The organism is Natronococcus sp. JC468 (genome assembly GCF_012163165.1).
Classification (GTDB): domain Archaea; phylum Halobacteriota; class Halobacteria; order Halobacteriales; family Natrialbaceae; genus Natronococcus; species Natronococcus jeotgali.
Window position 1 is genome coordinate 1 of record NZ_JAAVUO010000014.1, and the last position, 22,820, is coordinate 22,820.

Here is a 22,820-nt window from a genome sequence, read left to right on the forward strand (position 1 = left end):
GCGGTGGACTCGTAACGGCCGTTGTTGAAGACCTGCGTGTTCTTGTGGACGCTGTCGCCTTCGGTTTCGAGGAGGTGGCGGATGCGTTCGGCTTTCCGCTGGCGGGTATCGACGCTCATCTATCTGTCCTCCAGGAGAACGACGGTGACTTCCACCGGACCGTGCGCACCCTTCACGAGCGCGCCCATGTCCGCCGTAGCGCTCGGTCCGGTCGCGATGATGGCTTGCCCGGCGCCGCTACGAATATCCTCGGCGAGCCGATCGAACGTCGCGTCCATGTCCGGGAGGACGTCGCTGCCGGCGACGACGGCGACGTGTTCGTCGGCGTAGAGGCTCGCCGGTTCCTCGCCGTCGGGGCCGCCCTGGATAATCACGGACCCGTAGTCGGCGATACCGTATCCGGCGACGGTGACGCCGGTTTTGGCGGCCTCGAGTTCCGCTACCTCCGGATCGGTCTCTACGGCGTCCGGTAGCGAGACGTTCTCGAACGGGAGCGGAGCGCCGACTGCGGGTGCGTCGAGAAGCGGCGTCAGCGCGGACTCGAACTGATCCGCACTCGTCCGGACGAGTTCGACCCCGACTTCGTCGAGAGACGATTCGAAGGTCGCGATTGGCTCGGCTGACATAGAACAACAGTTTCTGAAACAGTCTAATGGGTGTTTCCATCCATGCACTTTTTCGAATTCACACATCACTAATATTAGTCGATATTGCTGAACATTCGAGACCTCAGGCCGGCGGCGTTTTGGAGAGCCGTCTATTCGATACCGGTTGACGACGACACCCGCTATCGGTCGTCTTCTGGTGCTCGGCCCCGTCGACTCGACGTAACCGGCACGTGGTTCGCAGGAGAGCGATCGAACGCGGAAAACGCGTTTTTGACCTCCTCGCGACGAGCGGTTCGCACCGCTACGCGACGCTCACCGGTTTGGTACTGCAAAAGCACCGAGAGATTTGAACCACGGTCGTTTCGCTCGCTGGGCTCGCTTCACTCCCTGATTCAAATCCCATCGTCGTTTTCCGCTCGCGGGTGTCGAGCACACGCTACGTGGTGCTCGACGACGTAGTTCGCGGAAAAGCGCCGAGAGGGAGATTTGAACCACGCGAAGACGGTCATCCTCTCTTCGCGGATGCTGCGTCTTCTCTCGTTCAAACTCCCTTGTATCGTTTTCAGCAGCACGGACGACTCGCTACGCTCGCCGTTTTGTGCTGCTGAAAAGCGCCGAGAGGGAGATTTGAACTCCCGAGTCCGTGAGGACAGCAGATTTCGAATCTGCCGCCTTGGCCGGGCTAGGCTATCTCGGCTCAGCTCAACCTACCGCGGTGACGTTTTTATCGGTTTCGAATCGTCGTTCGGTCTGGGAAGCGATCCCGCACTGCCGCGACAACCCGACTCGAAGCGTTACACTCGAGCCGTCGAGGCCGACGCAGGACGGTACCCACGAACCGCGCGGGAGGCTGTTATCCCGTATTCTTCATCCCCGCGGCGATCCCCTTCACCGTCAGCCGCAGGGTTCGCTCCTCGATGTCGGTGCGGTGAGTGCGATCGAGCAGGTAGACCTGCAGCAGGTTCAGCGGATCGACGTAGGGGTTCCGTCGCTCGAGGTTCTCGCCGAGCCAGTCGCGGGTGTGGAGCTCCTCGCGCTGGCCGATGGTCTTGACGAGCTTCGCGGCCCGCTCGTACTCCTCGCTGACCCGCGGGAAGAACCGCTCGCGGAGGTCGGCGTCGGCCATCCCCGCGTAGGTCTCGGCGATCTCGAGTTCGGTCCGGGACAGCGAGAGCGCGGCGTTGTCCAGCGTCGATCGGAAGAACGCCCACTCGTCGTACATCTCCTGGAGGGTTTCCGTCGAGCCGCCGTCCTCGAGGTAGGCGTCGATCCCGCTGGCCAGGGCGTACCAGCCCGGCAGGATACACCGCGACTGGGTCCAGGAGAACACCCACGGGATCGCCCGCAGGTCCTCGACGGTGCGCTCGCCCGACCGCGAGGCGGGCCGGGAGCCCAGATCGAGGTCCTCGATGACGGTGATCGGCGTCGCCTGCTCGAAGTACCGGACGAACCCCTCGCTCTCGAGCAGATCGCGGTACTCCCGGCGGGCGGCGTCGGCCATCGTCTCCATCGCCTCGACCCACTCCTCGTCGACGTCCTCCTCCGGCTGGTCCTCGGCGTAGAGTCGGGCCCGAAGCTGGGCGTTCAGCATCTGCTCGATGTTGCGCTCGGCGATGCGGGGGTTGCCGTACTTCTCGGCGATCGCCTCGCCCTGCTCGGTGAACTTCACCTGGCCCGTGACGGTGGAGTTTGGCAAGGCGAGCAGCGCCTGGTTCATCGGGCCGCCGCCACGCGAGATCGAGCCCCCGCGGCCGTGGAACAGCCGCATCGTCACGTCGTGGTCGTCGCAGATCTCGCCCAGCCGGCGCTGGTTCTTGTACAGCGACCAGTTCGCCGCGAGGAAGCCGTTCTCCTTGTTCGAGTCGGAGTACCCCAGCATGATCTCCTGGGTGTCGTCGCGGGCAGCGAGCGCCTGCGCGTAGGCCTCGTTCTCGAACAGCGTCCCCATGATCCGGCGGGCCCCCGAGAGGGCGTACTCGGTCTCGAGCAGCGGGACGATGTCGATCCCGCAGTGTTCGGGCAGGGAGACGACGTCGGCCTGGTCGGCGAGGAACAGCACCTCGAGGACGTGGCTGGGCTCCTCGGTCATCGAGATCGCGTAGGTGTCGATCGCCTCGACGCCGTACTCGGTCTGCCAGTCGCCGAGCTCGTCGAACAGCGTTAGCACGCGGGCCGAATCCTCCGAGAGTCCCTCGGTGTCGGCGAGGTCGATCACGGGCTCGTCCTGGAGGACTGCGTCGGTCAGGAGTTCGACGCGTTCGTCCTCGCTCAGGCCGTGGTAGTCGATCCCCTCCCGCTCCAGCGCCGCGGCGATGGCGTCGGTGTGTTTCTGCTGGTGGTCCCGCAGGTCCATGCTCGCGAGCGAGAAGCCGAAGGTGGCGACCTGACGACGGATCGGATCGACGTGGGCGTCGACGACGCTCTCGGCGCCGTTGTTCCGCAGGCTCTTGGCGACGACCTCGAGGTCGTCGAGCAGCTCGTCGACCTCGTCGTAGCCGCCGGGGCGGACGTCGCCGACCCGCGCGAGGCGCTCGCGCATCAGCTTGAGCTTCTGGCGGTAGGGCTCGCCCGGATAGCGGTTCTCGGCGGTGCGGGCGCTGCCGGGCAGCAGCTCCCGGTCGTCCTCGAGTCCGGCCTCGAACTCCGGACCGACGTCGATCCGGCTGCCGTCCTGGCTCAGCACGCCCGAGAGGCGTTTGAGCTGGGTACGGTACTGCTCTAAGACGACCTCCCGCTGGCGCTCGAGGGTGTTCGCGGTCACCTCCGGGGTGACGTAGGGGTTGCCGTCCCGGTCGCTGCCGGCCCACGAGCGGAACTCGAACAGCTTCGGGATCTCGAGGCTGTGACCGACCTCCTCGTCGATGGCGTCTGCGAGCTCGTCGTAGACCTCGCCGACGACGTCGAACAGCGTGTTCTCCAAGTACCACTGGACGTTGCGGGCCTCGTCGGCGACCTCCGGCTGGCGCTTGCGGACCTGGGGGGTCTGCCAGAGGCTCGTCACCTCGGCGTCGACGTCCCGCCAGACCTGGTCGCGCTCCTTGTCGGTCAGCAGTCGCTCGTCGAGGGTCTCGAGGTGGGTCGCGATCGTTCGCAGCTTCGATTTGACCGTCTTGCGCCGGGCCTCCGTCGGGTGGGCGGTGAACGTCGGCTCGATCAGGACGTCCTCGAGGACCTGCTGGACCGTCTCGACGTCGGTCTCGGCGAGTTCGGCCGCGGCCGTCTCGAGGCTGTCCTCGAGGGTCCCCTCCTGGGAACCGGTTCGAATCGAGCGTACGCGCTCGCGCTCCTCGGCGAGATTGATGAGCTCGAAGTACGTCGTGAAAGCCCTGGCGACGACCCGCTGCTGGTGGGGCGAGAGGTTGTTGAGCTCGGTCGCGAGCGGGTCGCGGGACTCCAGCTCGCCCGAGCGGTAGTCGATCGCCGTCGTCCGGCAGGACTCGACCGTCTCGAACGCCCGTCGCGAGGTCTGGTCCTCGAGGACGTCGCCGAGGAGCGCGCCCAGCTCGCGGACGTCCTGGCGGACCGTTCTGTTATGCAGTGTCATACGACCCCGTACGCACTACGGATTAAAAAGGTCCGTACAGCCCCGAAGCCTTGCCTCACACATCTTTTTCCCTGATAGTCCGGGCGCGATTCCGATCCGACGATCGGCGTCCGCGGCTCGTCGGTCGCCCCCTCGCGCTCCGCCCGCGACCGAGAACGCTCGGGTTTCCTACGGGTTGCGGATCGGACGGCGGACCCGCGACGTGAACCGAGCGTCGGTCCTCGGCGACCGTCCGCTCGGCGCGGACGGTCAGTCGGCCTCCCGGAGCGCGTCGTTCAGCGCCGGCACGACCTCGTGGAGGTCGCCGATCACGGCCCAGTCGGCCTTCTGGATGATCGCGGCCTCGGGATCGGTGTTGATCGCGAGCAGCGTCTCCGCACCCTTGCAGCCGACCATGTGCTGGACGGCGCCGCTGATCCCGCAGGCGATGTAGATGTCCGGACTGATCTTCGCACCTGTCTGACCGACCTGGTCGTCGTGGGGGCGCCACCCCTCGTTGACCGCGGCCCGGGAGGCGCCGACGGTTCCGCCCAGCAGCTCCGCCAGCTCCTCGAGCTGGTCGTAGTCCGCGGCGCTGCCGACACCTCGGCCGCCGCCGACGACGACCCGGGCCTCGCCCAGCGGGATCCCCTCCTCGTCGCCCGTCTCGACGCGGTCGACCCGTACTTCGAGGTCGTCGTCCTCGAGGTCGGGTTCGAACGCGGAGACGGTCGGTTCCGTCGGTGACGGGGCGGGCTCGGCGGGAAACTCGTGTTCCGCCGCCGTCAGCAGCTTGTGCTCGCCCTCGAGGCGGGCGTGCTCGATCAGGCTGCCGCCCCAGCGGTTCCGCCGCAGCTCGTAGGCGCCGTCCGCGGCGACGTCGACCCCGAGACAGTCCGTCGCCAGCGGCGCGTCGAGTTTCGCGCCGACCCGTGCGAGGACGTCGCGCCCGCGGTCCGTGCCCGGCCCCGTGATCGTCGTCGCCCCGCGCTCGTCGGCGAGCTGCACGATCCCCTCGGCCCAGGCGTCGGGCGCGTAGCGCTCGAGGCGGTTGTGAGTGACGCGGTGGACCGCCTCGACGCCGTGGTCGCCGAGGATATCAGTCAGCTCGTCGGCCTCGTCGCCGACGGCGACGGCCTCAAGCGAGTCCCCCTCGGCGGTCGCCAGCTCGCGGGCCATCGCGACTCCCTCGAGCGACGCCTCGTCGGGCATTCCCTCGTCGTGCTCGACCAGCGCGAGGATCATCGCACCTCGACCTCCTCCTCGAGCACGTCGACGATCTCGGGCACCGCTTCCGGCCCCTCGCCCAGGATCTCCGCGGGCGAGTCGTCGGTCTCGGGCGCCTCGAGACGGACCTTCTCGAGTCCGCCTCCCCTCGTCTCGGCCCGTGGCTCCACGCTCTCGATCTCCTGCTGGCGGGCCTGCATCTTGGCCCGCATCGAGGCGTAGCGGGGCTCGTTGAGCCCCTCCTTGACGGTGACGACGGCCGGCAGGTCGACCTCGTACACCTCCTCGCCGCCGGAGATTTCGCGTCTCGCGACCGCGGTGCCGTCCTCAACCTCGAGGTCCTTGATCCCGGTGACGCAGGGGTAGCCGAGTTCGCTCGCGACGCGGACCCCGACCTGGTAGTTGGCCGCGTCGGCGGACTCGTTGCCGAACAGCAGCAGGTCGAACCCCTCGTCGTCGGCGAGGCGCTCGATTCCGTCCGTGAGCGCATCGGCGGTCGCCCGCGGCGACCACTCCTCGCCGTCGGTCTCGAGCAGCGTCGCCTCGTCGGCCTGCATGGCCAGCCCGGTCCGGAGCTGCTCGTCCGCTTCGGGCGGGCCGAGGGTGAGCAGGTGCGCGGAGCCGCCGTGGGTCTCGACCTGCGCGACGGCCTCCTCGATCGCACACTCTTCGTGGGGACTCATCGTAAACCCCAGCCCGCTCGTGTCGATCCGCTGCTCGTCCTCCGTGAGGACGATCCTGGCGCCCGTGTTCGGGACGCGTTTGAGACAGGCGAGTACCTTCATGGTTAGCTCCGGATGCGGTCGTTCTCGGGGTCGAACAGCGGTTCGCTGCCGACGACCTCGACCTCGACGGGGTACCGCTGGCCCATGTACTCGACCGCGAGCTCGCGGCCCTCCTCGGCGTGTTCGGGTGGGAGATAGGCCATCAGCAGGTGCTTGCCGACCGTCGGGCCGGTTCCCGCGCTGGTGACGTAGGACTCCCGGCCCTCCCCGTCGACGATCACCTCGCCGTCGTCGTCCAGTACGGGCTCGCCGCCCAGCATGAACCGGGGCTCGCCCCCCTCGGGGGCGTGGTCGGCCACGGAGAGGGTACACAGCGTCGCCGCGTCCTCGGTCTCGAGGGCCTCCGCGTACGCTTCCTTCCCGACGAAGTCGGCGTCCTTGACCCCGTGGAAGGTCAGGCCCGCCTCCGAGGGATCGTACTCGAGTTCGAGCTCGTGGCCGTAGAGGCGGTACCCCTTCTCCATGCGGCCGGTGGTGCCGTAGACGCCCATCCCGGCCGGGCGAATATCGTGGTCCTTGCCGGCCTCCTCGAGCAGTTCCCAGAGCCGTCGGCCCTGGCCCATCGGGGCGTAGAGCTCCCAGCCTCGTTCGCCGACGTAGGAGAGCCGCATCGCCCAAGCGTCGACCTCGCCGACGGTGAGCTCCTGAGCGGTATAGGGAGGAAAGGCCTCGTGGGAGACGTCCTCCTCGGCGACCGACTCGAGGACCTCGCGGGCCGCTGGCCCCCAGACGCCGAGCGTACACAGCGACTCGGAGTTGTCGATCATTGTCACGTCGGCGTCCTCGGGGAGGTGTCCCTTGAACCAGGCTCGGTCCGAGCCCGCGGCCGCCCCGCCCGTGATCAACCGGAAGCGCTCGGGGCCGGGGCGGGCGATCGTCAGGTCGGAGACGAAGCCGCCGTTTTCCGCCAGGATCGGCGTGTACACCGTCTTCCCGACGTCGACGTCGATCTGACCGACGGCCATCCCCTCGAGGAACTCGCGGGCGTCCGCACCCACGAAATCGAAGATGCCGAAGCCCATGTCGCCGACCATCGCCACGTTGTCGCGCATGTGGAGGTGTTCGGCCAGGATTATCGGGGACCACCACCGCGAGTCCCACTCGTTGGGTCGCTCGAGCCCCTCGAGTTCGTCGTCGTAGCGCTCGAGGAGGTCCTCGTTGGAGTCGTACCACTGGGGTCGTTCCCAGCCCGCGGCCTCGAAAAACTGCGCGTCGAGGTCGTCCTGGCGGTCGTAGAACGGACTCGTGCGCAGCGGCCGCGAACTCTGCCACTGCTCGTGGGGGTGGACGATGCCGTAGATCTTCTGGAACCCCTCGCGGGCGCGGTTCTCGACGAACCGTCTGGAGTTGCCGTACTCGTAGAAGCGGTTGACGTTCGAGCCGTGGAGGTCGATGTCGGACCAGCCGCGGGTCATCCACTGGGCGACGGCCTCGCCGACGGCGGGGGCCTCCTTGATCCAGACCGCGGCACAGGACCACAGTCCATCGACGTCCTGCAGCGGCCCCAGCAGGGGCGCGCCGTCGGGGGTCACCGACAGCAGCCCGTCGATCTCGTGGCGAACCCCGGCCTCGGGGTCGTCCAGCAGGTCGGGCACCATCTCGAGGGCGTCGCGCATCGACTGCTCGAAGGCGTCGTCGGTCAGCGGCGGCTGGGTCGGCGACAGCGGCGCCTCGTCGATCGAGGGGATCTCCTCGACGTCCCAGAGGATCGGGCGGTGCTGGTAGGAGCCGACCTCGAGGTCGTTGCCGTGCTGGCGCTCGTACATCTGGGTGTCCATGTCCCGGACGACGGGGAAGGAGATCTCGCCCTCGTAGTCCTCGAAAAAGGAGATCGGGCCGACGCTGACCATCTGGTGGACCGCCGGCGTCAGGGGGATCTCGACGCCGGCCATCGCGGCGATCTTCGGGCTCCACAGGCCGCAGGCGATCGCGACCTCGTCGGCCTCGACGGTTCCGCGATCGGTCTCGACCGCACTGATCGCGCCGTCCTCGAGGTGGAGGTCCAGCACCGTCGTGTTCGGCGACACCGTTAGCCCGCCGTCGGTGTACTCGTCGGCGCGGGCCCGCATCACCTCGCCGGCACGCAGCGGGTCGCAGGTTCCCGCACCCGGGCTGTAGAAGCCGCCCCTGATCAGATCGGTGTTGACGTAGGGGACCATCTCTTCGACCTCCTCGACCGAGAGCATGCGTCCGGGCTCCCCCCAGGCCTTCGCGGACTGGACGCGCCGTCTCAGCTCCGCCATCCGTTCGTCGGTCCGGGCCACCTCGATCCCGCCGCTGTTGGTGAAGGTGTCCATGTCCTCGTACTGCTCGATGCTCCGGCGGGTGAGGTGGGTCATCTCCTTGGAGTGCTCGACCGGCATCAGGAAGTTCGACGCGTGACCCGTCGAACCGCCGGGATCCGGCAGCGGTCCCTTGTCGAGCAACAGGATGTCCTCCCGGCCCTGCTCCGCGAGGTGGTACGCGAGGCTGTTGCCGACGATCCCCGCCCCGATGACGACGGTGCCCGCACTCGAGGGGAACGCGTCGCTCATCCGCGATCGCCTCCCTCGAGACCGTCCCTCGGACTCTTGTTCGGATACTGCCCGTTCGGCACGTGAATGTTGTTATCTATCATACTACGTCCTAGTATCCTGTCAACGATACCCAGGATATTAAATTCCCGTAGTAGGCGCGAGTACGCCGAGTTACGGGCGAACCGATTCGGTCGGCACCCCCACGATTAAGTAGTGAGCGGCAGGTCGCCGCGTCGGCCGACCCCGGTTCGGGTCGGGACCTCGTCGTATCCGGAACGCTATAGGTGAGCTAACACTTATCACTGTTTCGGGAAAACGGACACTAGATGACGGGTTCGAATCAGGACGGGTCGATTCCGACCGACTACGAGATCGCACAGGATGCCGAGAAGCGTCCGATCGCCGACGTCGTCGAGCCGTTCGGGCTCGCGGCCGACGACCTCGAGCCGATCGGCGACTACAAGGCGAAGGTCTCCTTCGACGCGATCGAGCGCCTGCGGGGCGAGCGCTCCGAGGACGGAAAGCTGATCCTCGTCACCGGGATGACGCCGACGCCGCTGGGCGAGGGGAAGACGGTGACGACGGTCGGGCTCGGCCAGGCGTTCAACCGGATCGATCGGGACGCGCTGGTCGCGATCCGGGAGCCGTCGCTGGGACCGGTCTTCGGCGTGAAAGGCGGCGCCGCGGGCGGGGGCTACTCCCAGGTGCTCCCGATGGAGGACATCAACCTCCACTTCACGGGCGACCTGCACGCGCTGACCTCGGCGCACAACCTGATCTCGACGATGCTCGACAACCACATCAAGCAGGGCAACGAGCTCGATATCGCGGTCAACTGGGTGAACTGGCCCCGCGCGATCGACATGAACGACCGGGTCCTCCGGGAGACGGTGGTCGGCCTGGGCGGCGAGGTCACCGGGGTTCCACGGGAGGACGGGTTCATCCTGACGGCGGCCTCCGAGATGATGGCGGTGCTCTGTCTTGCCGACAGCCTCGAGGACCTCAAGGCCCGCATCGGGCGGATCATCGTCGCCTACGCCGAGGACGGCGAGCCGGTCACGGTCGACGACATCGGCGCGACCGACGCGGCCGCGATCCTGCTGAAGGACGCGCTCAAGCCAAACGTCGTCCAGACGCTCGAGGGGACGCCCGCGTTCGTTCACGGCGGTCCGTTCGCCAACATCGCCCACGGCACCAACTCGCTGATCGCCGACGAGGTCGCGGCCCACCTCTCGGAGTACCTCGTCACCGAGGCCGGCTTCGGCTCCGATCTGGGCGCCGAGAAGTTCATGAACATCGTCTGTCGGTTCGGCGAGATGGAGCCCGACGCGGTCACGCTCGTGGCGTCGGTGCGGGCGCTGAAGTACCACGGCCAAGACATGTGGCCGCCGAACCTCGACGAGTTGGAAGACGAGGACGTCGCGGCCGTCGAGCGCGGCCTCGAGAACCTCGACAAACACGCCGAGAACCTCCGGAAGTTCGGCGTCCCCGTCGTCGTCGCGCTCAATCGGTTCCCCGACGACACCGACGCCGAGGTCGAGGCGGTCCTCGAGCACTGCCGGGAGGAACTGGAGGTGCGGGTCGCCGAATCGACGGTGTTCAGCGACGGCGGCGAGGGCGGGGTCGCCCTCGCCAAGAACCTCGTCGACGCGGCCGAAACCGAGTCGTCGTTCGAGCCGCTGTACGACCTCGAGATGTCGATCGAAGAGAAGATCGAGGTCGTCGCGACCGAGATCTACGGGGCCGAGGGCGTCGAGTACCACAGCGACGCCCAGAGCGACATCGAACGGCTCACCGAGCACGGGTTCGACGACGTGCCGATCTGCATGTCCAAGACGTTCCACTCGCTGAGCGACGACGCGAGCCGCAAGGGCGTCCCCGAGGACTGGACCCTCGAGGTCAACGAGGTCTACCCCTCCGCAGGCGCGGGCTTTCTCGTCGTGTTGACCGCCGACGTCCTCACCCTGCCCGGCCTCCCCGAGGAGCCCGCGGCCGCGAACATGGAGCTGCGGCCGGACGGGAGCATCGACGGGCTGTTCTGAGCCCGCTCACGGCCCGCCTTCGGATCGGTGGCCCAGCAGCCACAGCGCCCGGTAGCAGTCCCAGAGATCGCGGTCACACCGCCGCGCGAGCTCGCGACAGCGCTCGAGGTAGCGCTCGTAGTCCTCGACGGTCGGTTCGTCCGGATAGGTTTCTTCGAGTTCCCCCTGTTCGCGCAACACGCCCCACTCGCGGGCGCTCATGGCCAGGTACCGCTCTGGCTCGAGGAACTGCAGGAACGCCGTCCCGACCGAGCGGTCGACCCCCGCGAGCGTCATCAGCGCCTCGAGTTTCGCGCGTGTCGTCTCGGCCTCGAGCGCGCCGTCGATCGCCGTCTCGAGGGCCTCGTACTCGTTGTCGCTGAAGCGCTCCTCGACGGCCCGTCGCTCGGCGTCGGGGTACCGACCGAGGAGGCGCCGGAAGTACCACTGGACGATCCACTCGACGTCGCGCCGGCCGTACGCTCCCTTCCGGAGGGTCGCAGGCAACAGCTCGCGGTGTTCGTCCTCGACGGCCGCGAGGGGTTGTTCGTCGGGGTACTCGTCGGCGAGGGTCGCGACCGTGTCCGGGGCGAGCGCCATCGTCGGTCGGTTGGACGCCCGGTACTGTGAACGTTTCTCCCACCGTTTCGAACGGGACGGGAGAAACGTTCATACCTCGTCGGGTGAAACGCTACGGTATACCATGGCCACACTCCGCACAGGTGATTCCGATGGCGACTGAGGAATCCGAGCCCGTCAAGACGATCTGTCCGTACTGCGGCGTCGGCTGCGGAATTCAGGTCAATCAGGGCGAGGAACCCGGCGACGTCCAGTTCATGCCGTGGGGCGACGCCCCGGTCAACGAGGGCCGAATCTGCATCAAGGGCGGCGCGGCGACGGAGGTCGTCGACCACGAGGACCGACTCACCGAGCCGCTGATCAAGGAAGACGGCGAGTTCCGCGAGGCGACGTGGGAGGAGGCCTACGACCGCATCGTCGACGAACTCAAGCGCATCCGCGAGGAGTACGAGGCCGACGCGATGGGCTTTTTCGGCTCCTCGAAGACGATGAACGAGGAGAACTACCTCCTCCAGAAGCTCGCGCGCCGGTACGGCACCAACAACGTCGACAACTGCACCCGGATGTGTCACGCCTCGACGGTGTGGGCGCTGCGGACCAGCCTCGGCGCGGGCGCGATGACCAACAGCATGGCCGACTTAGAGGAGTCGGCCGACGTCTTCTGGATCCAGGGGGCAAACCCCGGCGAACAGCACCCGATCGCCAACAGCCAGTACTTCCGCCAGGCCGTCCTCGAGGGGGCGACGGTGATCCAGGTCGATCCCCACGCCAACAAGACGACCTCGTCGTTCCAGATCGACGAGACCGATCGCCACCAGCACCTCCAGCTCGAGCCGGGGACCGACATCCCGCTGTTGAACGTCGTCATCAAGACGATCCTCGAGAACCACGAGGAAGAGCCCGACGCGGGCTGGATCGACGAGGAGTTCATCGAGGAGCGCACGGAAGGGTTCGACCACCTGAAGGAAACGCTCGAGGACTTCGACAAGGAGGAGGCCGCCGAGCAGTGTGGCGTCCCGCTCGAGGAGATCGAAATGGCCGCCGAGAAGTACGCGATGGCGAACAACGCGGCCATCTTCACCGGGATGGGGATGAGCCAGCACACCTGCGGGGTCGACAACGTTCAAAACGAGATCAACCTCGCGCTGATCACGGGCAACCTCGGCAAGCCGGGAACGGGCGTCAACCCGCTTCGCGGCCAGAACAACGTCCAGGGGACCTGCGACGTCGGCGCGATGCCGAACGTCCTGCCGGGCTACCAGCTGGTCGACGACGACGAGGCCCGCCAGTCCGTCGAGGAGGAGTGGGGCTTCGAGGTGCCCGACGAGCCCGGACTGACAAACGTCGAGCTCTCCCACGAGTTCGGCAACTCGGTCAAGGGGCTGTACGTGATGGGCGAGAACCCGGTCGTGAGCGAACCCGACGCTAACCGGGTTATCGAGCGGATCCAGGACCTCGAGTTCATGGTCGCCCAGGACATCTTCATGACCGAGACGGCCGAGTACGCCGACGTCGTCCTCCCGGCGACGACCTGGGCCGAACGCGGCGGCACCGTCACCAACACCGACCGCCGGGTTCAACGGATGCGCGGCGTCGAGAAGGTTCACGAGAACACGAAACACGACCTCGAGATCCTCATGGAGGTCGGCAGCCGGCTGTTCAGCGAGGAGAAGTTCCGCTTCGAGGACGAGGAGGCCGTCTTCGAGGAGCTCCGGCAGGTCTGTCCGAGCTACTACGGGATGACCTACGACATCCTCGGCGAGGAGGGGATCCAGTGGCCCTGCTACGAACTCGGTGACGAGGGCGACCGGTTCCTCTACGAGGACAGCTTTGACACCGACAACGGTCTCGGACGGATCGAGGGCGTGACTCACCAGCCGCCCAGGGAGACCCCCGACGAGGAGTACCCGCTAATCTTGACGACCGCCCGGCTCGAGGAACACTACAACACGGGGACGATGAGCCGTCGGTCGCCGACGCTGAACCGCCAGACCCCCGAGAACTTCGTCGACGTCCACCCCGACGACGCCGAGCGCTACGGGGTCGAGGACGGTCAGGACGTCGTGCTCAAATCCCGACGGGGCGAGATCACCGTCGAGGCCCAGGTCACCGACGCGATCAAGGAGGGATCGGTGTGGACGACGCCGCACTTCGCGGCCGCCTCCGCCAACCGGCTGACCAACGACGTCCTCGACGAACGCGCGAAGATCCCCGAGTACAAGGCCGCCGCGACCGAGATCGAGGTCGGCCTCGAGCCCGCCGACGCCGAGACGCCGGCAGACGACTGACGACCCGGTTCGGTTTCGGCTCGTCGCTCTCAGTTCCCTCGCGTCCCCGGTATCGCCGCCCAGCCGTGAGCGCGCGGTACCGACGAGTCATCGGTGCCCGCGCTCGTGGCGGCCCAGTGTCGCGACGGAAGCCGACCAGCGCGATCAGGACGAGGACGGCGAGGGGAGCGCTGGTCAGCACGGCCGTCGCCTGCAACGCCTCGGCGCTGTCGGTGAGCACCACCGCGACGGCTCCGGGACCGTGTCGTGTGGTAACAAAAGCAAGGACTATATGAGTGACCCGCCATGTTTCGGACGGGAGAGGACGAGTACACATGTACGACAACGTTCTGATCGCGACGGACGGGAGCGACGAGGCCGAGGGGTGTATCGAACACGGTCTCGACGTCGCCGAAGCGGTGGGTGCGAGGGTACACGTGCTATACGTGGTCGAGACCAAGGCGAACTACATCCTGACGGTCGGCCTCACCGACGACGAGCTCCGCTCCTACAGGGAGTACGGCGAGGAGGTCGTCAGCGAGGTCGTCGACCGCATCTCCGAGCGCGGCCTCAGCGGCGAGGGCGCGATCAGAACCGGTCGTCCGGCCGAGGAGATCGTCGACTACGCCGCGGAGAACGACGCCGACCTCGTCGTGATGGGAAAGCAGGGCCACGGGGCGGTCGAGCGCCACCTCGGGAGCACCTCCGAGAAGGTCATTCGGATGATCGACGCGCCGGTGACCGTCGTCGCCGGCCCCCAGTGGACGAGCTGATCGGTCTCATCGGCGTTCGCTCGTCCTCGAGCCGACGGGAATAAGTCGCGTCCTCGCGGTAACTCGGTATGTCCAGACGCGTCGCGCTCGCCGCCACGATCCTCGCGGTGGTGCTGGCTCTCGCCAGCGTCGGTCTCTTGCTGGCGGGGCGACACTTCGTCGCCGGCACGCTGCTGACGTTCGTCGCGTTCTCGATCTACGTCCGGGAGATCAACGCCCCGTGAGCCGTCCGACGGTGGCTCGACCCCGCCGCCGTGAGCGTGGCCCAAACTATTTGCGCGAGTCCGCCGAATCCCGGCGTGAACGGGTATGCTAGACCGGATACTGATCGCGACGGACGGGAGCCGGAAAGCCGAGGCCGCGGTCGAGCACGGGCTGGAGCTGGCGGCGACGTTCGACGCCGAGGTCCACGCTCTCTACGTCGTCGAGACGAAGGGGTCGTACGTCCGCAGCGTCGGCGCGAGCGAGGCGGGACTCGAGGAGTACCGCCAGTACGGCCACGGGGTCGTCGACGAGGTCGTCGATCGGGCCGAGGATCGGGGGCTCGAGGCCGTCGGCGCGGTCGAGTCGGGAGCGGTCGCCGGAGCGATCGTCGACTACGCCGACGCCGCGTCGATCGACGCGGTCGTCGTGGCCGAACGCGGCCGGGGAACCCTCGAGAAGTACCTCGGGTCCAACGTCGAGAAGGTCCTTCGGCGGTGTCCGCAGCCGGTGACCGTCGTCCGCTCGTAGGCGATCAGTCGTCGCCGACGTCGACGACGGTGCCGTCCCTGGTTCTGACGTGCGTGACGAGGTCGCCGGTCCGACTCCTGACGACGATCTCGTCGTCCTCCTGGAGGTCCTCGATCAGCTCGGTAAACTCGTCGGACTGGAGCGTCCTGTACTCCCGTCTGAGCCCCGTCAGTACGGCGTACATCATAAACAGCAGGATGAGGGTGAACGGAAGCCCGCTGGCGATAGCCGCCGCCTGCAGCGACTCGACGGCCGCGTCGCCGCCGGCGATCAGGAGCGTGGCGGCGACGAGCCCTTCCGAGACCGCCCAGAAGACCCGGCCGGCCGGGGGTGTCTCGTGTTTGCCGCCGGTGCTCAGGTGCTCGAGGACGAGCGATCCGGAGTCCGAGGAGGTCACGAAGAACGTCGTCACGAGAACGATCGCGAGCACCGAGAGGACCACCGTCCCCGGCATCAGTTCGAACATCGCGAACATCGCGACCTCCTCGCCGGTTTCGAAGACGGGGCCGCTGATGGTGCCCGCGGTCGCCTCGTTCAGCTCGAAGTTCAGCGCGCTCCCGCCCATCGTGGCGAACCAGGCGAACGAGAAGATGACGGGGATCAGGAGGACGCCGCCGACGAACTCCCGGACGGACCGTCCCTTCGAGATCCGCGCGATGAACATGCCGACGAACGGCGACCAGGAGATCCACCAGGCCCAGTAGAACACCGTCCAGTCGACGAGGAAGTTCCCCTCCCCCTCACCGCCGGGTCCGTAGAACTCCGAGCCCTGGAAGTAGTGGCTGTCGAAGGCGCCGCCGAAAAAGGACAGTTCGAAGAAGTTGCCGAGGTAGCCGCCGATCCCTTGGGGCAGGGCGCCGAGGATGAACAGCGTCGGTCCGAGGACGAACACCGAGCCGAGCAGGATCATCATCAGCGTGAGGTTGAGGTTGCTGAGCCGTCGGATCCCCTTATCGAGGCCGAGGTAGACGGAGATAGTCGCCAGCCCCGTGACGACCGCGATGATCGCGACGGCCACCCAGGTCGCGTCGGGGACGGCGGGGAACGCGGCGATCTCGTCGCCGACGAACGTCAACCCGGCGTTGATCTGTAGCGCGCCCAGTCCCAGCGAGGTGACGAGACCGAACAGCGTCGCGAAGATGGTGAAGACGTCGATGACGTGGCCCGGCCAGCCGTAGATCCGGTCTCCGAGCACCGGGTAGAACACCGATCGGAAGGTGAGCGGAAGTCCGCGGTTGAACGAGAAGAAGGCGAGTCCGAGCGCGACCAGCGCGTAGATCGCCCACGGGTGAAAGCCCCAGTGGAACAGCGACACCGCCATCGCCACCTCGCCGGCGCCGTCGGTTCCCGCCTCCGCGCCCAGGTGCGGATCGAAGAGGTGGAACACCGGCTCGGCGACGCCGAAGAACATGAGGCCGATCCCCATCCCGGCGCTGAACAGCATCGCGATCCAGGAGATGTCGCTGAACTCCTTCTCGCCGTCGACCCCGCCCAGCCGGATCGAACCGTACTTGCTGATGGCGAGGTAGACCATGAAGATGATGAAGGTGTTCGCCGCCAGGATGAACAGCCAGTCGAAGTAGTCCGACACCGCGACCCGGGTTTCCTGGTACGCCGTTCCCGCCTGGTCGGGAAACGCCAGCGAGAGCACGATAAACAGCACGATCAGCCCGCCTGCGGTGAGGAATACGGGTGGATTGATGTCGAACCCGTACCCCTGCCAGTTTCTGTCGCCCGGTTCTCGGTCGGTCTCCGCGTGGAAGAGTTGTCCCTGGATACCGCGCTTATCTTCGTCTGCCATAGTTTCCCTCCGTGTTCGTGTCGCCGTTGTCGCTCCGTCCGAAGTCGTCGATCGACCCTGTTTCGAGGTGACCGTTCGTGACACACCGTCTGGCCGATCGGGCCGCCCCCTCGGCTCCGACCGTTCGAGCCGCCGTTACGACGACCCGGGGTGGGAACGAATCACGAATGATACTCCCTGTCAATCACAGTATGTGGTTTGCCTGCAGTTCGGCATATAGTTTTGGTAACGATCCGTGTAGTTACCCGAGGCACACACCGCCGGATAGACCTTTCGACCTGCAGCGGGGCCGTCCCGACGGCGTCGCCGATTCAGGGCCGCACGAACAGGAATCCGAGCCGGGACGGCGTCGCGAGAAACGAAACCGCGAACGTCGCGACGGCGAGCCCGAACGAGACGGCCGCGAGCGCGAGGAGAACCGGCGCCAGTCCCGTCAGCAGGGGGATCGAGAGCGCGGTCATCGAACAGACGACGATCAGGAGAAACCCCATCGAGACGCGCAGCCCGATCTGGCGGGGATTGAACCCACAGCCGGGACAGCCCGCCTCGTCGCCCTCGAGTTCGTACCCGCAGCGCTCACAGCGGGGACTTACCCCCGTACCCGGTCGCATGGACCTCCCTCTCCGCTCGAGCCACTAAAAACCGCAGTCGCGTCGATCCCCCGACGGTTCCGGATCGGACCACCGCCGCACCGGCCCGACCGCTTCCACGACGTTCTCGAGAGTCGTCACGTTGCGGTTCGAACCCCCCTCGTCGTTCGATTTATGTGTTCTCGAGCGGACCTGTCTGATAATGTCTGCCAACCACGTGCGCTCCGGGCGACGCCCACACTCGCGATCGATCGACGGCGGGAGCCGCGCCAGGTGAACGAACCGACCCATGTCCAGTGACATCCAATCGATGCCGACCGCCGAGGGGATGGTCGAACTGCTCGAGAAGCCCCGCTTCGAGCTGATGCCGTTCGAGAGCATCGACGAGCAGCTCGGCCACCTCCCCGAGGGATCCGAGATCGCCATCACCACCTCCCCGACGCTGGGGCTCGAGGCGACGATCGAGTGGAGCGAACGGGCCAGCGAGCGCGGTTACGAGATCGTCCCCCACGTCGCCGCCCGCTACGTCGAGGACCGGGACCACCTCGCGGAGATCGCCCGCCGGCTCACCGACGCGGGCGTTACGGACGTCTTCGTGCCGGGTGGGGACCGCGAGGAACCGGCCGGGGAGTTCGAGTCCGCCTACGAGCTGCTGGTCGCCCTCGAGGAGCTTCCCTACGAGTTCGCGGAGGTCGGCATCACGGGGTACCCCGAGGGCCACGCCTTCCTCGACGACGAGACGCTGGCCGAGTCGATGGCCGCGAAAGAGCCCTACGCCACCTACATCGTGACCCAGCTGTGTTACGATCCCGACGCCGTCCTCGAGTGGATCGAGGAGATCCGCGACCGCGGCGTCGAGCTCCCCGTCGAGATCGGAATCCCGGGTGTGATGAAGTACCAGCGGCTGCTCGGTATCTCGCAGAAGGTCGGCGTCGGCGACTCCGTTCGCTTCCTCAAAAAGACCAGCGGGATCGTCGGCTTCGTTCGTCAGCTCGTCGGCTCCAGGGGCACGTACTCGCCGGACACGCTGCTCGAGGGGCTCGCCCCCTACGCGACCGACCCCTACTACGACATTCGCGGGGTTCACATCTACGCGTTCAACCAGGTGCCCGATCTCGAGTCCTGGCGGGCCGAAACGCTCGAGAAGCACCGCTGACGGCTCACCCGTTTCGCTTTCGCTCCTGCTCGGGGTGTTCGGAGACGAACACGCTCGTCTGGTCCGGGATGTCCTCCGTTACCCAGGAGTTAGCGCCGATGCTGACGTGGTCGCCGACGGTGATCGCGCCCAGTACCTTCGTGCCCGCGCCGATCACGACGTTGTCGCCGATGTCGGGGTGGCGCTTGTACCCCTTCTTCAGCGCCTTCTCGTCGTCCTCGGCCTCCTCGAAGTGCAACGCTCCCAGCGTCACGTCCTGGTAGAGCCGGACCCAGTCGCCGATCGTCGCCGTCTCCCCGATGACGACCCCGGTGCCGTGGTCGACGAAGAAGTAGTCGCCGATCCGGGCCCCCGGATGGATGTCGATCCCCGTGACCGACTTCGCGTACTCGGTCAGCTCCCTGGCGTACTCGGGGGCGCCGGCCTCGTAGAGACAGTGTGCGACCCGCTGCATCGTGATCGCCTGCAGCCCGGGATAGGACCGAACGACCTCGATGACCGACCGCGCGGCCGGATCGCCCTTGTAGGCGGCCTCGACGTCCTTCTCGAGCGTGCGGCGCAGCTCCGGCAGCCGATCGAGCACGTCGGTCGTCGTCGCCGCGGGGTCGGACCCCCCGTAGGCTCTGATCCCCCGCTCGTAGTGCGAGCCCAGTTCGGTGAGCGTCTCCCGGAGCGCCGCCTCGTCGGTCAGCAACTCGGCGGCGTTCCAGCAGCCCGGAAAGAGGAGCCGTCGCAGCAGGGACAGCTCCGGGCGCCTGTCGTCCCGCGGGAACTGCGACGACGCCGCGCCCGTCGCGGCGTCGGTGTCGTACGTCTCGAGCAGCCGTTCGGCGCCGTCCTCCGCGTACTCGTATGCCATGGTCGGGCTATCGAACGGGACGACCAAATGCTTTCCAGCCGTCCGGGCCCTCGACCCGAGGCGGCGAACCCTACAAGTCCTCGGTCGACGAAGGGAGGACGTGTCGCCAGAACTGCTCCGCGGGGATCCGGTCGCGACGCCGATCCTCGAGCGCGCCGGCGAGCGGGTCGAGCGTCTCCGAGAGGAGGGGACGGTGCCGACGCTCGGAACGGTGCTGATGAGCGACGACCCGGCCGACGAGCGGTTCGTCGAACTGAAACACGAGACGTGCGCCGACGTCGGGATCGCCACCCGCGACGTCCGCCTCGAGCCCGACGCGCCGGCCGAGCGACTGTACCGGGAGATCGAACGCCTGTCCGACGATTCCGGGGTCGACGCCGTCTTCGTCCAGGCGCCGCTCCCCGACCACGTCCCGCTGTCGGCGGCGCGGCGCCGGCTCGATCCCGCCGCGGACGTCGACTGCCTCCACCCGACGAATCTCGGACGGCTCGTCGCCGGGGAGCCGCGGTTCGTCCCGGCTACGACCGCGGCGGTGGATCGGCTGCTGTCGGCGTACGAGATCTCGGTCGCGGGCGCCGACGTCGTCGTCGTCGGCCGCTCGGGCGCGATCGGGCGACCGCTGGCCAATCGACTCCTGCAGGATCGTTCCGGGGGCAACGCGACGGTCACGGTCTGTCACTCGAAGACGGCCGACCTCGAGGCCCACACCCGCCGCGCGGACATCGTCGTTACCGCCGCGGGCGTCCCGGAGCTGGTCGACGGCTCGATGCTCGCCCCCGAGGCCGTCGTCGTCGACGTCAGCGCGAACCGCCGACCCGACGGGACGGTCGTCGGCGACGTCGACTTCGAGAGCGCGAGCGAACGAGTCCGCGCGATCACGCCCGTTCCCGGCGGGGTCGGTCCGGTGACGCTCGCGGCGCTCGTCGAGAACGTCGTTCGAGCCGCCGACCGGAGCGAGAGCGACTGACGCGTCGACCGAGGGCTACCGGTTCGGCTCCTCGAGCGTTCGGTCCGCCCGGATCCGCCCTCCGCTCGGAGTAGCCAACAGGTATTTGTACGGCCGAGTGTTGCACCCAGGAAAACGGTGCTCGACGTGATTCCGACAGTTCATCGCTCAAAACAGCGGTTACTCGCCGTCTCGCTCGTTCTCTTTGCCGGTGCCGGCGCGGCGACTGCGGGTGACGTGGGGCCCGCGACGACCGTCGGCGCGACCGCGCTCGCCGTCGGCGGCGTCTACTGCGTCGCGCAGTACGCCGATCGGGTGTCCCGCCCGGAGCTCGCTCGGCTCTCGCTCGGGCTCTGGATCGGCTTTCTCGGCGTCGCCGGACTCCACCTCGTCGGCCTCGAGACGGTCGCCGGCGCCGCCCCCGGAACGACGGCCGCCGGGGTTCGCTCGCTGTCGGCGCTGACGTGGACGGCGCTGTTGCTCTCCTGTTCGGCTACCGTCTTTCTCGGATTTCGGGAGTACGCCAGTGCGGGCGCCGACGTCGCCGAGGAGCAGGTCCTCGAGGGCGAGTCCGACTACTCCACGCGGTAGCTCACCGCGATCCCCTCGCCAAGCGGGAGCACGACCGTCTCGAAGGCCGGATCCCGAGTCACGCGCTCGAGGTAGGCCGCGATCCCGCGGGTGTGCTCGTTGGCCGACTCCGGGATCGACCACTCGCCGTCCCCGCCGGCCTCGCGCTCTGCGACCTCGAGCAGCGTCTCGAACTCGATCGGTCCGGCAGTGATCGCGTTGTCGGCGACGACGACGCCGCCGACGGGCACCTTCGACCGGACGGCCTCGAGGGCGTCGACGTAGCGGTCCTTCTGGTGGTCGATCAACACCACGTCGAACGGCCCCGCGTACCCCTCGATCGTCTCGAGGGCGTCGCCGAGTTCGTACCGGGCTACGGCGTCGTGACCGCCCGCGGCCATGTACTCGCGGGCCAGCTCGAGTTCGTCCGCGTCGACCTCGGTGAGGACGATCTCGCCGTCGGCGGGGAGTGCGTCGGCGAACCAGTACGCCGAGTAGCCGTAGCCCGAACCGAACTCGAAGATCCGCTCGGCGTCGACGGCGCGGGCGAGAAACCGCAGGAATCCGCCCACCTCGGGACCGACGTGGGGAAAGCCCGCCGAGTCCGCGTACTCGTCCATCTCACGGAGCGTCTCGTCGGGCGCCGGCCCGACCGCGCGAACGAACCTCGCCATCTCCTCGCTGAGGACGTCGACCATACCGAATCCTCGGGGAGGCGCCACCAAAGCCTTCGGGGAGTCCCCTCGAGCGGCATATTTTTTGCCGCTCGGGACCGTCGGTTCGACCGATATGAGCGACGACCACCCGCTCGCAAATGCCGTCGACAACCTGGTGTACCAGCCGACGCAGGTCCACGATCGCGGAATCGACCTGACGGTGAGCGCGATCTACGCGGTCGCCGCTCCCGGCAGCCTCGACTTCGGCGGGGACGAGCTGGCCGACGCCGACCTCGAGCCCGTCGAGACGACCCGCCGCGACCCCGACGACGAGTACGGCTGGTGGAACCTCGAGGGCGGCCGCTACGTCGTCCAGCACAACGAGTTCCTCACCGACCTCGAGGAGCCGCTGTTGCTCCAGCCGAACAACGAGCTGCTGGCCCGCGGGGGCGCTCACCCGACGGTCCAGGTCGACTCCCACCTCCCGTTGCTCCCGCTGTCGATCCCCGACGGGGGACTCGAGATCAAGGAGAACGCCCGGATCTCGACGCTCGCGCCCGTCGGCGGCTCGCTCGAGGAGGCCGGGTTCGAGGAGCCGTAGGCCCGAAGACACTTGCTTCGGCGTGGAGCGTATCGGCTATGAACCGACGGACGATCCTCGCTTCGCTCGGATCCGGTGTCGGCGTCGCCACCGCCGGCTGCGCCGCGGTTTTCGACGAGCAGGGTAAGAACGTCCACCTGGGTCGGGTCGTTCTCACGAACCAGACCGACCGGGAGCGAACCGCTCGCGTCGCGGTGTACCGCGGCGGGGACCGCGTGTTCTCGACGACCGAGACGGTCGCGGCGTACGATGACGGTGAGGGGGTCGTTCCGGGGACGGACGTCGACTGCGGGTGGCCGTCGGCGCCCGGACGGTACCGCGTCGACGTTCGATTCGACGGCCACGAGACGGCGTCGATCCGGGTGTCCGAGCCGGACTCGGCCAGGGACGCCGACGGGGAGGAGGAACGGTCGGACGACCGAGACGGCGCTCGAGGGGTCGACTGTTACGCCGCGGTCGCCGACCTGTTGCCGTACGACGAGCCGCGGACGTGGTTCGCGCGCTGTCGGTCGACGACCTCCGATCCGGAGGCGGAGCTGTGTCCGCTCGAGTCGGACGGTCCCGAGAAACGGTAGCGCGGATCCCGTTGTCGATCGCACCCTCGGCTCGG

The 22,820-nt window shown here is 67.6% G+C and carries 20 protein-coding genes and 1 tRNA gene; 10 read left to right on the top strand and 11 right to left on the bottom strand.

Annotated features, from left to right (window positions below):
- Window positions 1-119: 119 nt before the first annotated feature.
- The 6 genes from GWG54_RS10055 to GWG54_RS10080 all read right to left on the bottom strand — a co-directional run bounded on the left by GWG54_RS10055 (window position 120) and on the right by GWG54_RS10080 (window position 8,677).
- Window positions 120-626 (bottom strand): lactate utilization protein C, encoded by a 507-nt coding sequence (locus tag GWG54_RS10055; protein ID WP_167937642.1) that lies wholly within the window; start codon window positions 624-626, stop codon window positions 120-122.
- Between the two features lie 594 nt (window positions 627-1,220).
- Window positions 1,221-1,305, bottom strand: a tRNA-Ser gene (locus GWG54_RS10060).
- Between the two features lie 156 nt (window positions 1,306-1,461).
- Window positions 1,462-4,152: a phosphoenolpyruvate carboxylase gene (gene ppc / locus GWG54_RS10065; protein ID WP_167937643.1), complete on the bottom strand. Its 2,691-nt coding sequence runs from the start codon at window positions 4,150-4,152 to the stop codon at window positions 1,462-1,464.
- A 249-nt stretch (window positions 4,153-4,401) separates the two neighbouring features.
- Window positions 4,402-5,376: an electron transfer flavoprotein subunit alpha/FixB family protein gene (locus GWG54_RS10070; protein WP_167937644.1), complete on the bottom strand. Its 975-nt coding sequence runs from the start codon at window positions 5,374-5,376 to the stop codon at window positions 4,402-4,404.
- Window positions 5,373-6,143, bottom strand: a complete 771-nt coding sequence (locus tag GWG54_RS10075; protein WP_167937645.1) for an electron transfer flavoprotein subunit beta/FixA family protein — start codon at window positions 6,141-6,143, stop codon at window positions 5,373-5,375. The genes GWG54_RS10070 and GWG54_RS10075 overlap by 4 nt, the downstream gene beginning before the upstream one ends.
- A gap of 2 nt (window positions 6,144-6,145) precedes the next feature.
- Window positions 6,146-8,677 (bottom strand): FAD-dependent oxidoreductase, encoded by a 2,532-nt coding sequence (locus tag GWG54_RS10080; protein ID WP_167937646.1) that lies wholly within the window; start codon window positions 8,675-8,677, stop codon window positions 6,146-6,148.
- 308 nt (window positions 8,678-8,985) lie between these two features.
- Between GWG54_RS10080 and GWG54_RS10085 the strand changes: the two genes are divergently transcribed.
- Window positions 8,986-10,701, top strand: coding sequence for a formate--tetrahydrofolate ligase (locus tag GWG54_RS10085; RefSeq protein ID WP_167937647.1), 1,716 nt, complete (start codon window positions 8,986-8,988; stop codon window positions 10,699-10,701).
- A gap of 6 nt (window positions 10,702-10,707) precedes the next feature.
- On the opposite strand, the gene GWG54_RS10090 is transcribed toward GWG54_RS10085, so the two are convergent.
- The gene (locus tag GWG54_RS10090; protein WP_167937648.1) at window positions 10,708-11,280 is read right to left on the bottom strand and encodes a hypothetical protein; all 573 of its coding nucleotides are present in this window, start codon (window positions 11,278-11,280) and stop codon (window positions 10,708-10,710) included.
- Between the two features lie 131 nt (window positions 11,281-11,411).
- Here GWG54_RS10090 and fdhF point away from each other — a divergent pair, with 131 nt between their 5' ends.
- The 4 genes from fdhF to GWG54_RS10110 all read left to right on the top strand — a co-directional run bounded on the left by fdhF (window position 11,412) and on the right by GWG54_RS10110 (window position 15,031).
- Window positions 11,412-13,547, top strand: a complete 2,136-nt coding sequence (gene fdhF, locus GWG54_RS10095) for a formate dehydrogenase subunit alpha (RefSeq protein ID WP_167937649.1) — start codon at window positions 11,412-11,414, stop codon at window positions 13,545-13,547.
- Between the two features lie 314 nt (window positions 13,548-13,861).
- Window positions 13,862-14,299 carry a universal stress protein gene (locus GWG54_RS10100; protein WP_167937650.1) on the top strand — a complete coding sequence of 146 codons (438 nt, stop codon included), beginning with the start codon at window positions 13,862-13,864 and terminating at the stop codon, window positions 14,297-14,299.
- Between the two features lie 68 nt (window positions 14,300-14,367).
- A complete protein-coding gene (locus tag GWG54_RS10105) occupies window positions 14,368-14,523 on the top strand; it encodes a hypothetical protein (RefSeq protein ID WP_167937651.1) in 156 nt (51 codons plus the stop codon).
- Between the two features lie 85 nt (window positions 14,524-14,608).
- The gene (locus GWG54_RS10110; RefSeq protein ID WP_167937652.1) at window positions 14,609-15,031 is read left to right on the top strand and encodes a universal stress protein; all 423 of its coding nucleotides are present in this window, start codon (window positions 14,609-14,611) and stop codon (window positions 15,029-15,031) included.
- A gap of 4 nt (window positions 15,032-15,035) precedes the next feature.
- Here the strand turns inward: GWG54_RS10110 and GWG54_RS10115 are convergent, their stop codons facing one another.
- Both GWG54_RS10115 and GWG54_RS10120 read right to left on the bottom strand, forming a co-directional pair.
- Window positions 15,036-16,832: a BCCT family transporter gene (locus GWG54_RS10115; RefSeq protein WP_167937653.1), complete on the bottom strand. Its 1,797-nt coding sequence runs from the start codon at window positions 16,830-16,832 to the stop codon at window positions 15,036-15,038.
- A gap of 311 nt (window positions 16,833-17,143) precedes the next feature.
- Window positions 17,144-17,443 carry a hypothetical protein gene (locus tag GWG54_RS10120; RefSeq protein ID WP_167937654.1) on the bottom strand — a complete coding sequence of 100 codons (300 nt, stop codon included), beginning with the start codon at window positions 17,441-17,443 and terminating at the stop codon, window positions 17,144-17,146.
- A 268-nt stretch (window positions 17,444-17,711) separates the two neighbouring features.
- On the opposite strand from GWG54_RS10120, the gene GWG54_RS10125 reads away from it, so the two are divergent.
- Window positions 17,712-18,578, top strand: a complete 867-nt coding sequence (locus tag GWG54_RS10125) for a methylenetetrahydrofolate reductase (protein WP_167937655.1) — start codon at window positions 17,712-17,714, stop codon at window positions 18,576-18,578.
- Between the two features lie 4 nt (window positions 18,579-18,582).
- On the opposite strand, the gene epsC is transcribed toward GWG54_RS10125, so the two are convergent.
- Window positions 18,583-19,437, bottom strand: a complete 855-nt coding sequence (gene epsC, locus GWG54_RS10130; RefSeq protein ID WP_167937656.1) for a serine O-acetyltransferase EpsC — start codon at window positions 19,435-19,437, stop codon at window positions 18,583-18,585.
- A 100-nt stretch (window positions 19,438-19,537) separates the two neighbouring features.
- On the opposite strand from epsC, the gene GWG54_RS10135 reads away from it, so the two are divergent.
- Window positions 19,538-20,404 (top strand): tetrahydrofolate dehydrogenase/cyclohydrolase catalytic domain-containing protein, encoded by an 867-nt coding sequence (locus GWG54_RS10135; RefSeq protein WP_167937657.1) that lies wholly within the window; start codon window positions 19,538-19,540, stop codon window positions 20,402-20,404.
- Window positions 20,405-20,521: 117 nt separating this feature from the next.
- Entirely contained in the window at window positions 20,522-20,974 is a 453-nt protein-coding gene (locus GWG54_RS10140) for a hypothetical protein (RefSeq protein ID WP_167937658.1), read from the top strand.
- On the opposite strand, the gene GWG54_RS10145 is transcribed toward GWG54_RS10140, so the two are convergent.
- Window positions 20,959-21,651, bottom strand: a complete 693-nt coding sequence (locus GWG54_RS10145; protein WP_167937659.1) for an O-methyltransferase — start codon at window positions 21,649-21,651, stop codon at window positions 20,959-20,961. The two genes, GWG54_RS10140 and GWG54_RS10145, sit on opposite strands and share 16 nt — an antisense overlap.
- Window positions 21,652-21,742: 91 nt before the next feature.
- On the opposite strand from GWG54_RS10145, the gene GWG54_RS10150 reads away from it, so the two are divergent.
- Both GWG54_RS10150 and GWG54_RS10155 read left to right on the top strand, forming a co-directional pair.
- Window positions 21,743-22,210, top strand: a complete 468-nt coding sequence (locus tag GWG54_RS10150; protein WP_167937660.1) for a dCTP deaminase — start codon at window positions 21,743-21,745, stop codon at window positions 22,208-22,210.
- A 38-nt stretch (window positions 22,211-22,248) separates the two neighbouring features.
- Entirely contained in the window at window positions 22,249-22,785 is a 537-nt protein-coding gene (locus tag GWG54_RS10155) for a hypothetical protein (RefSeq protein ID WP_167937661.1), read from the top strand.
- The last annotated feature ends 35 nt before the right edge of the window (window positions 22,786-22,820 follow it).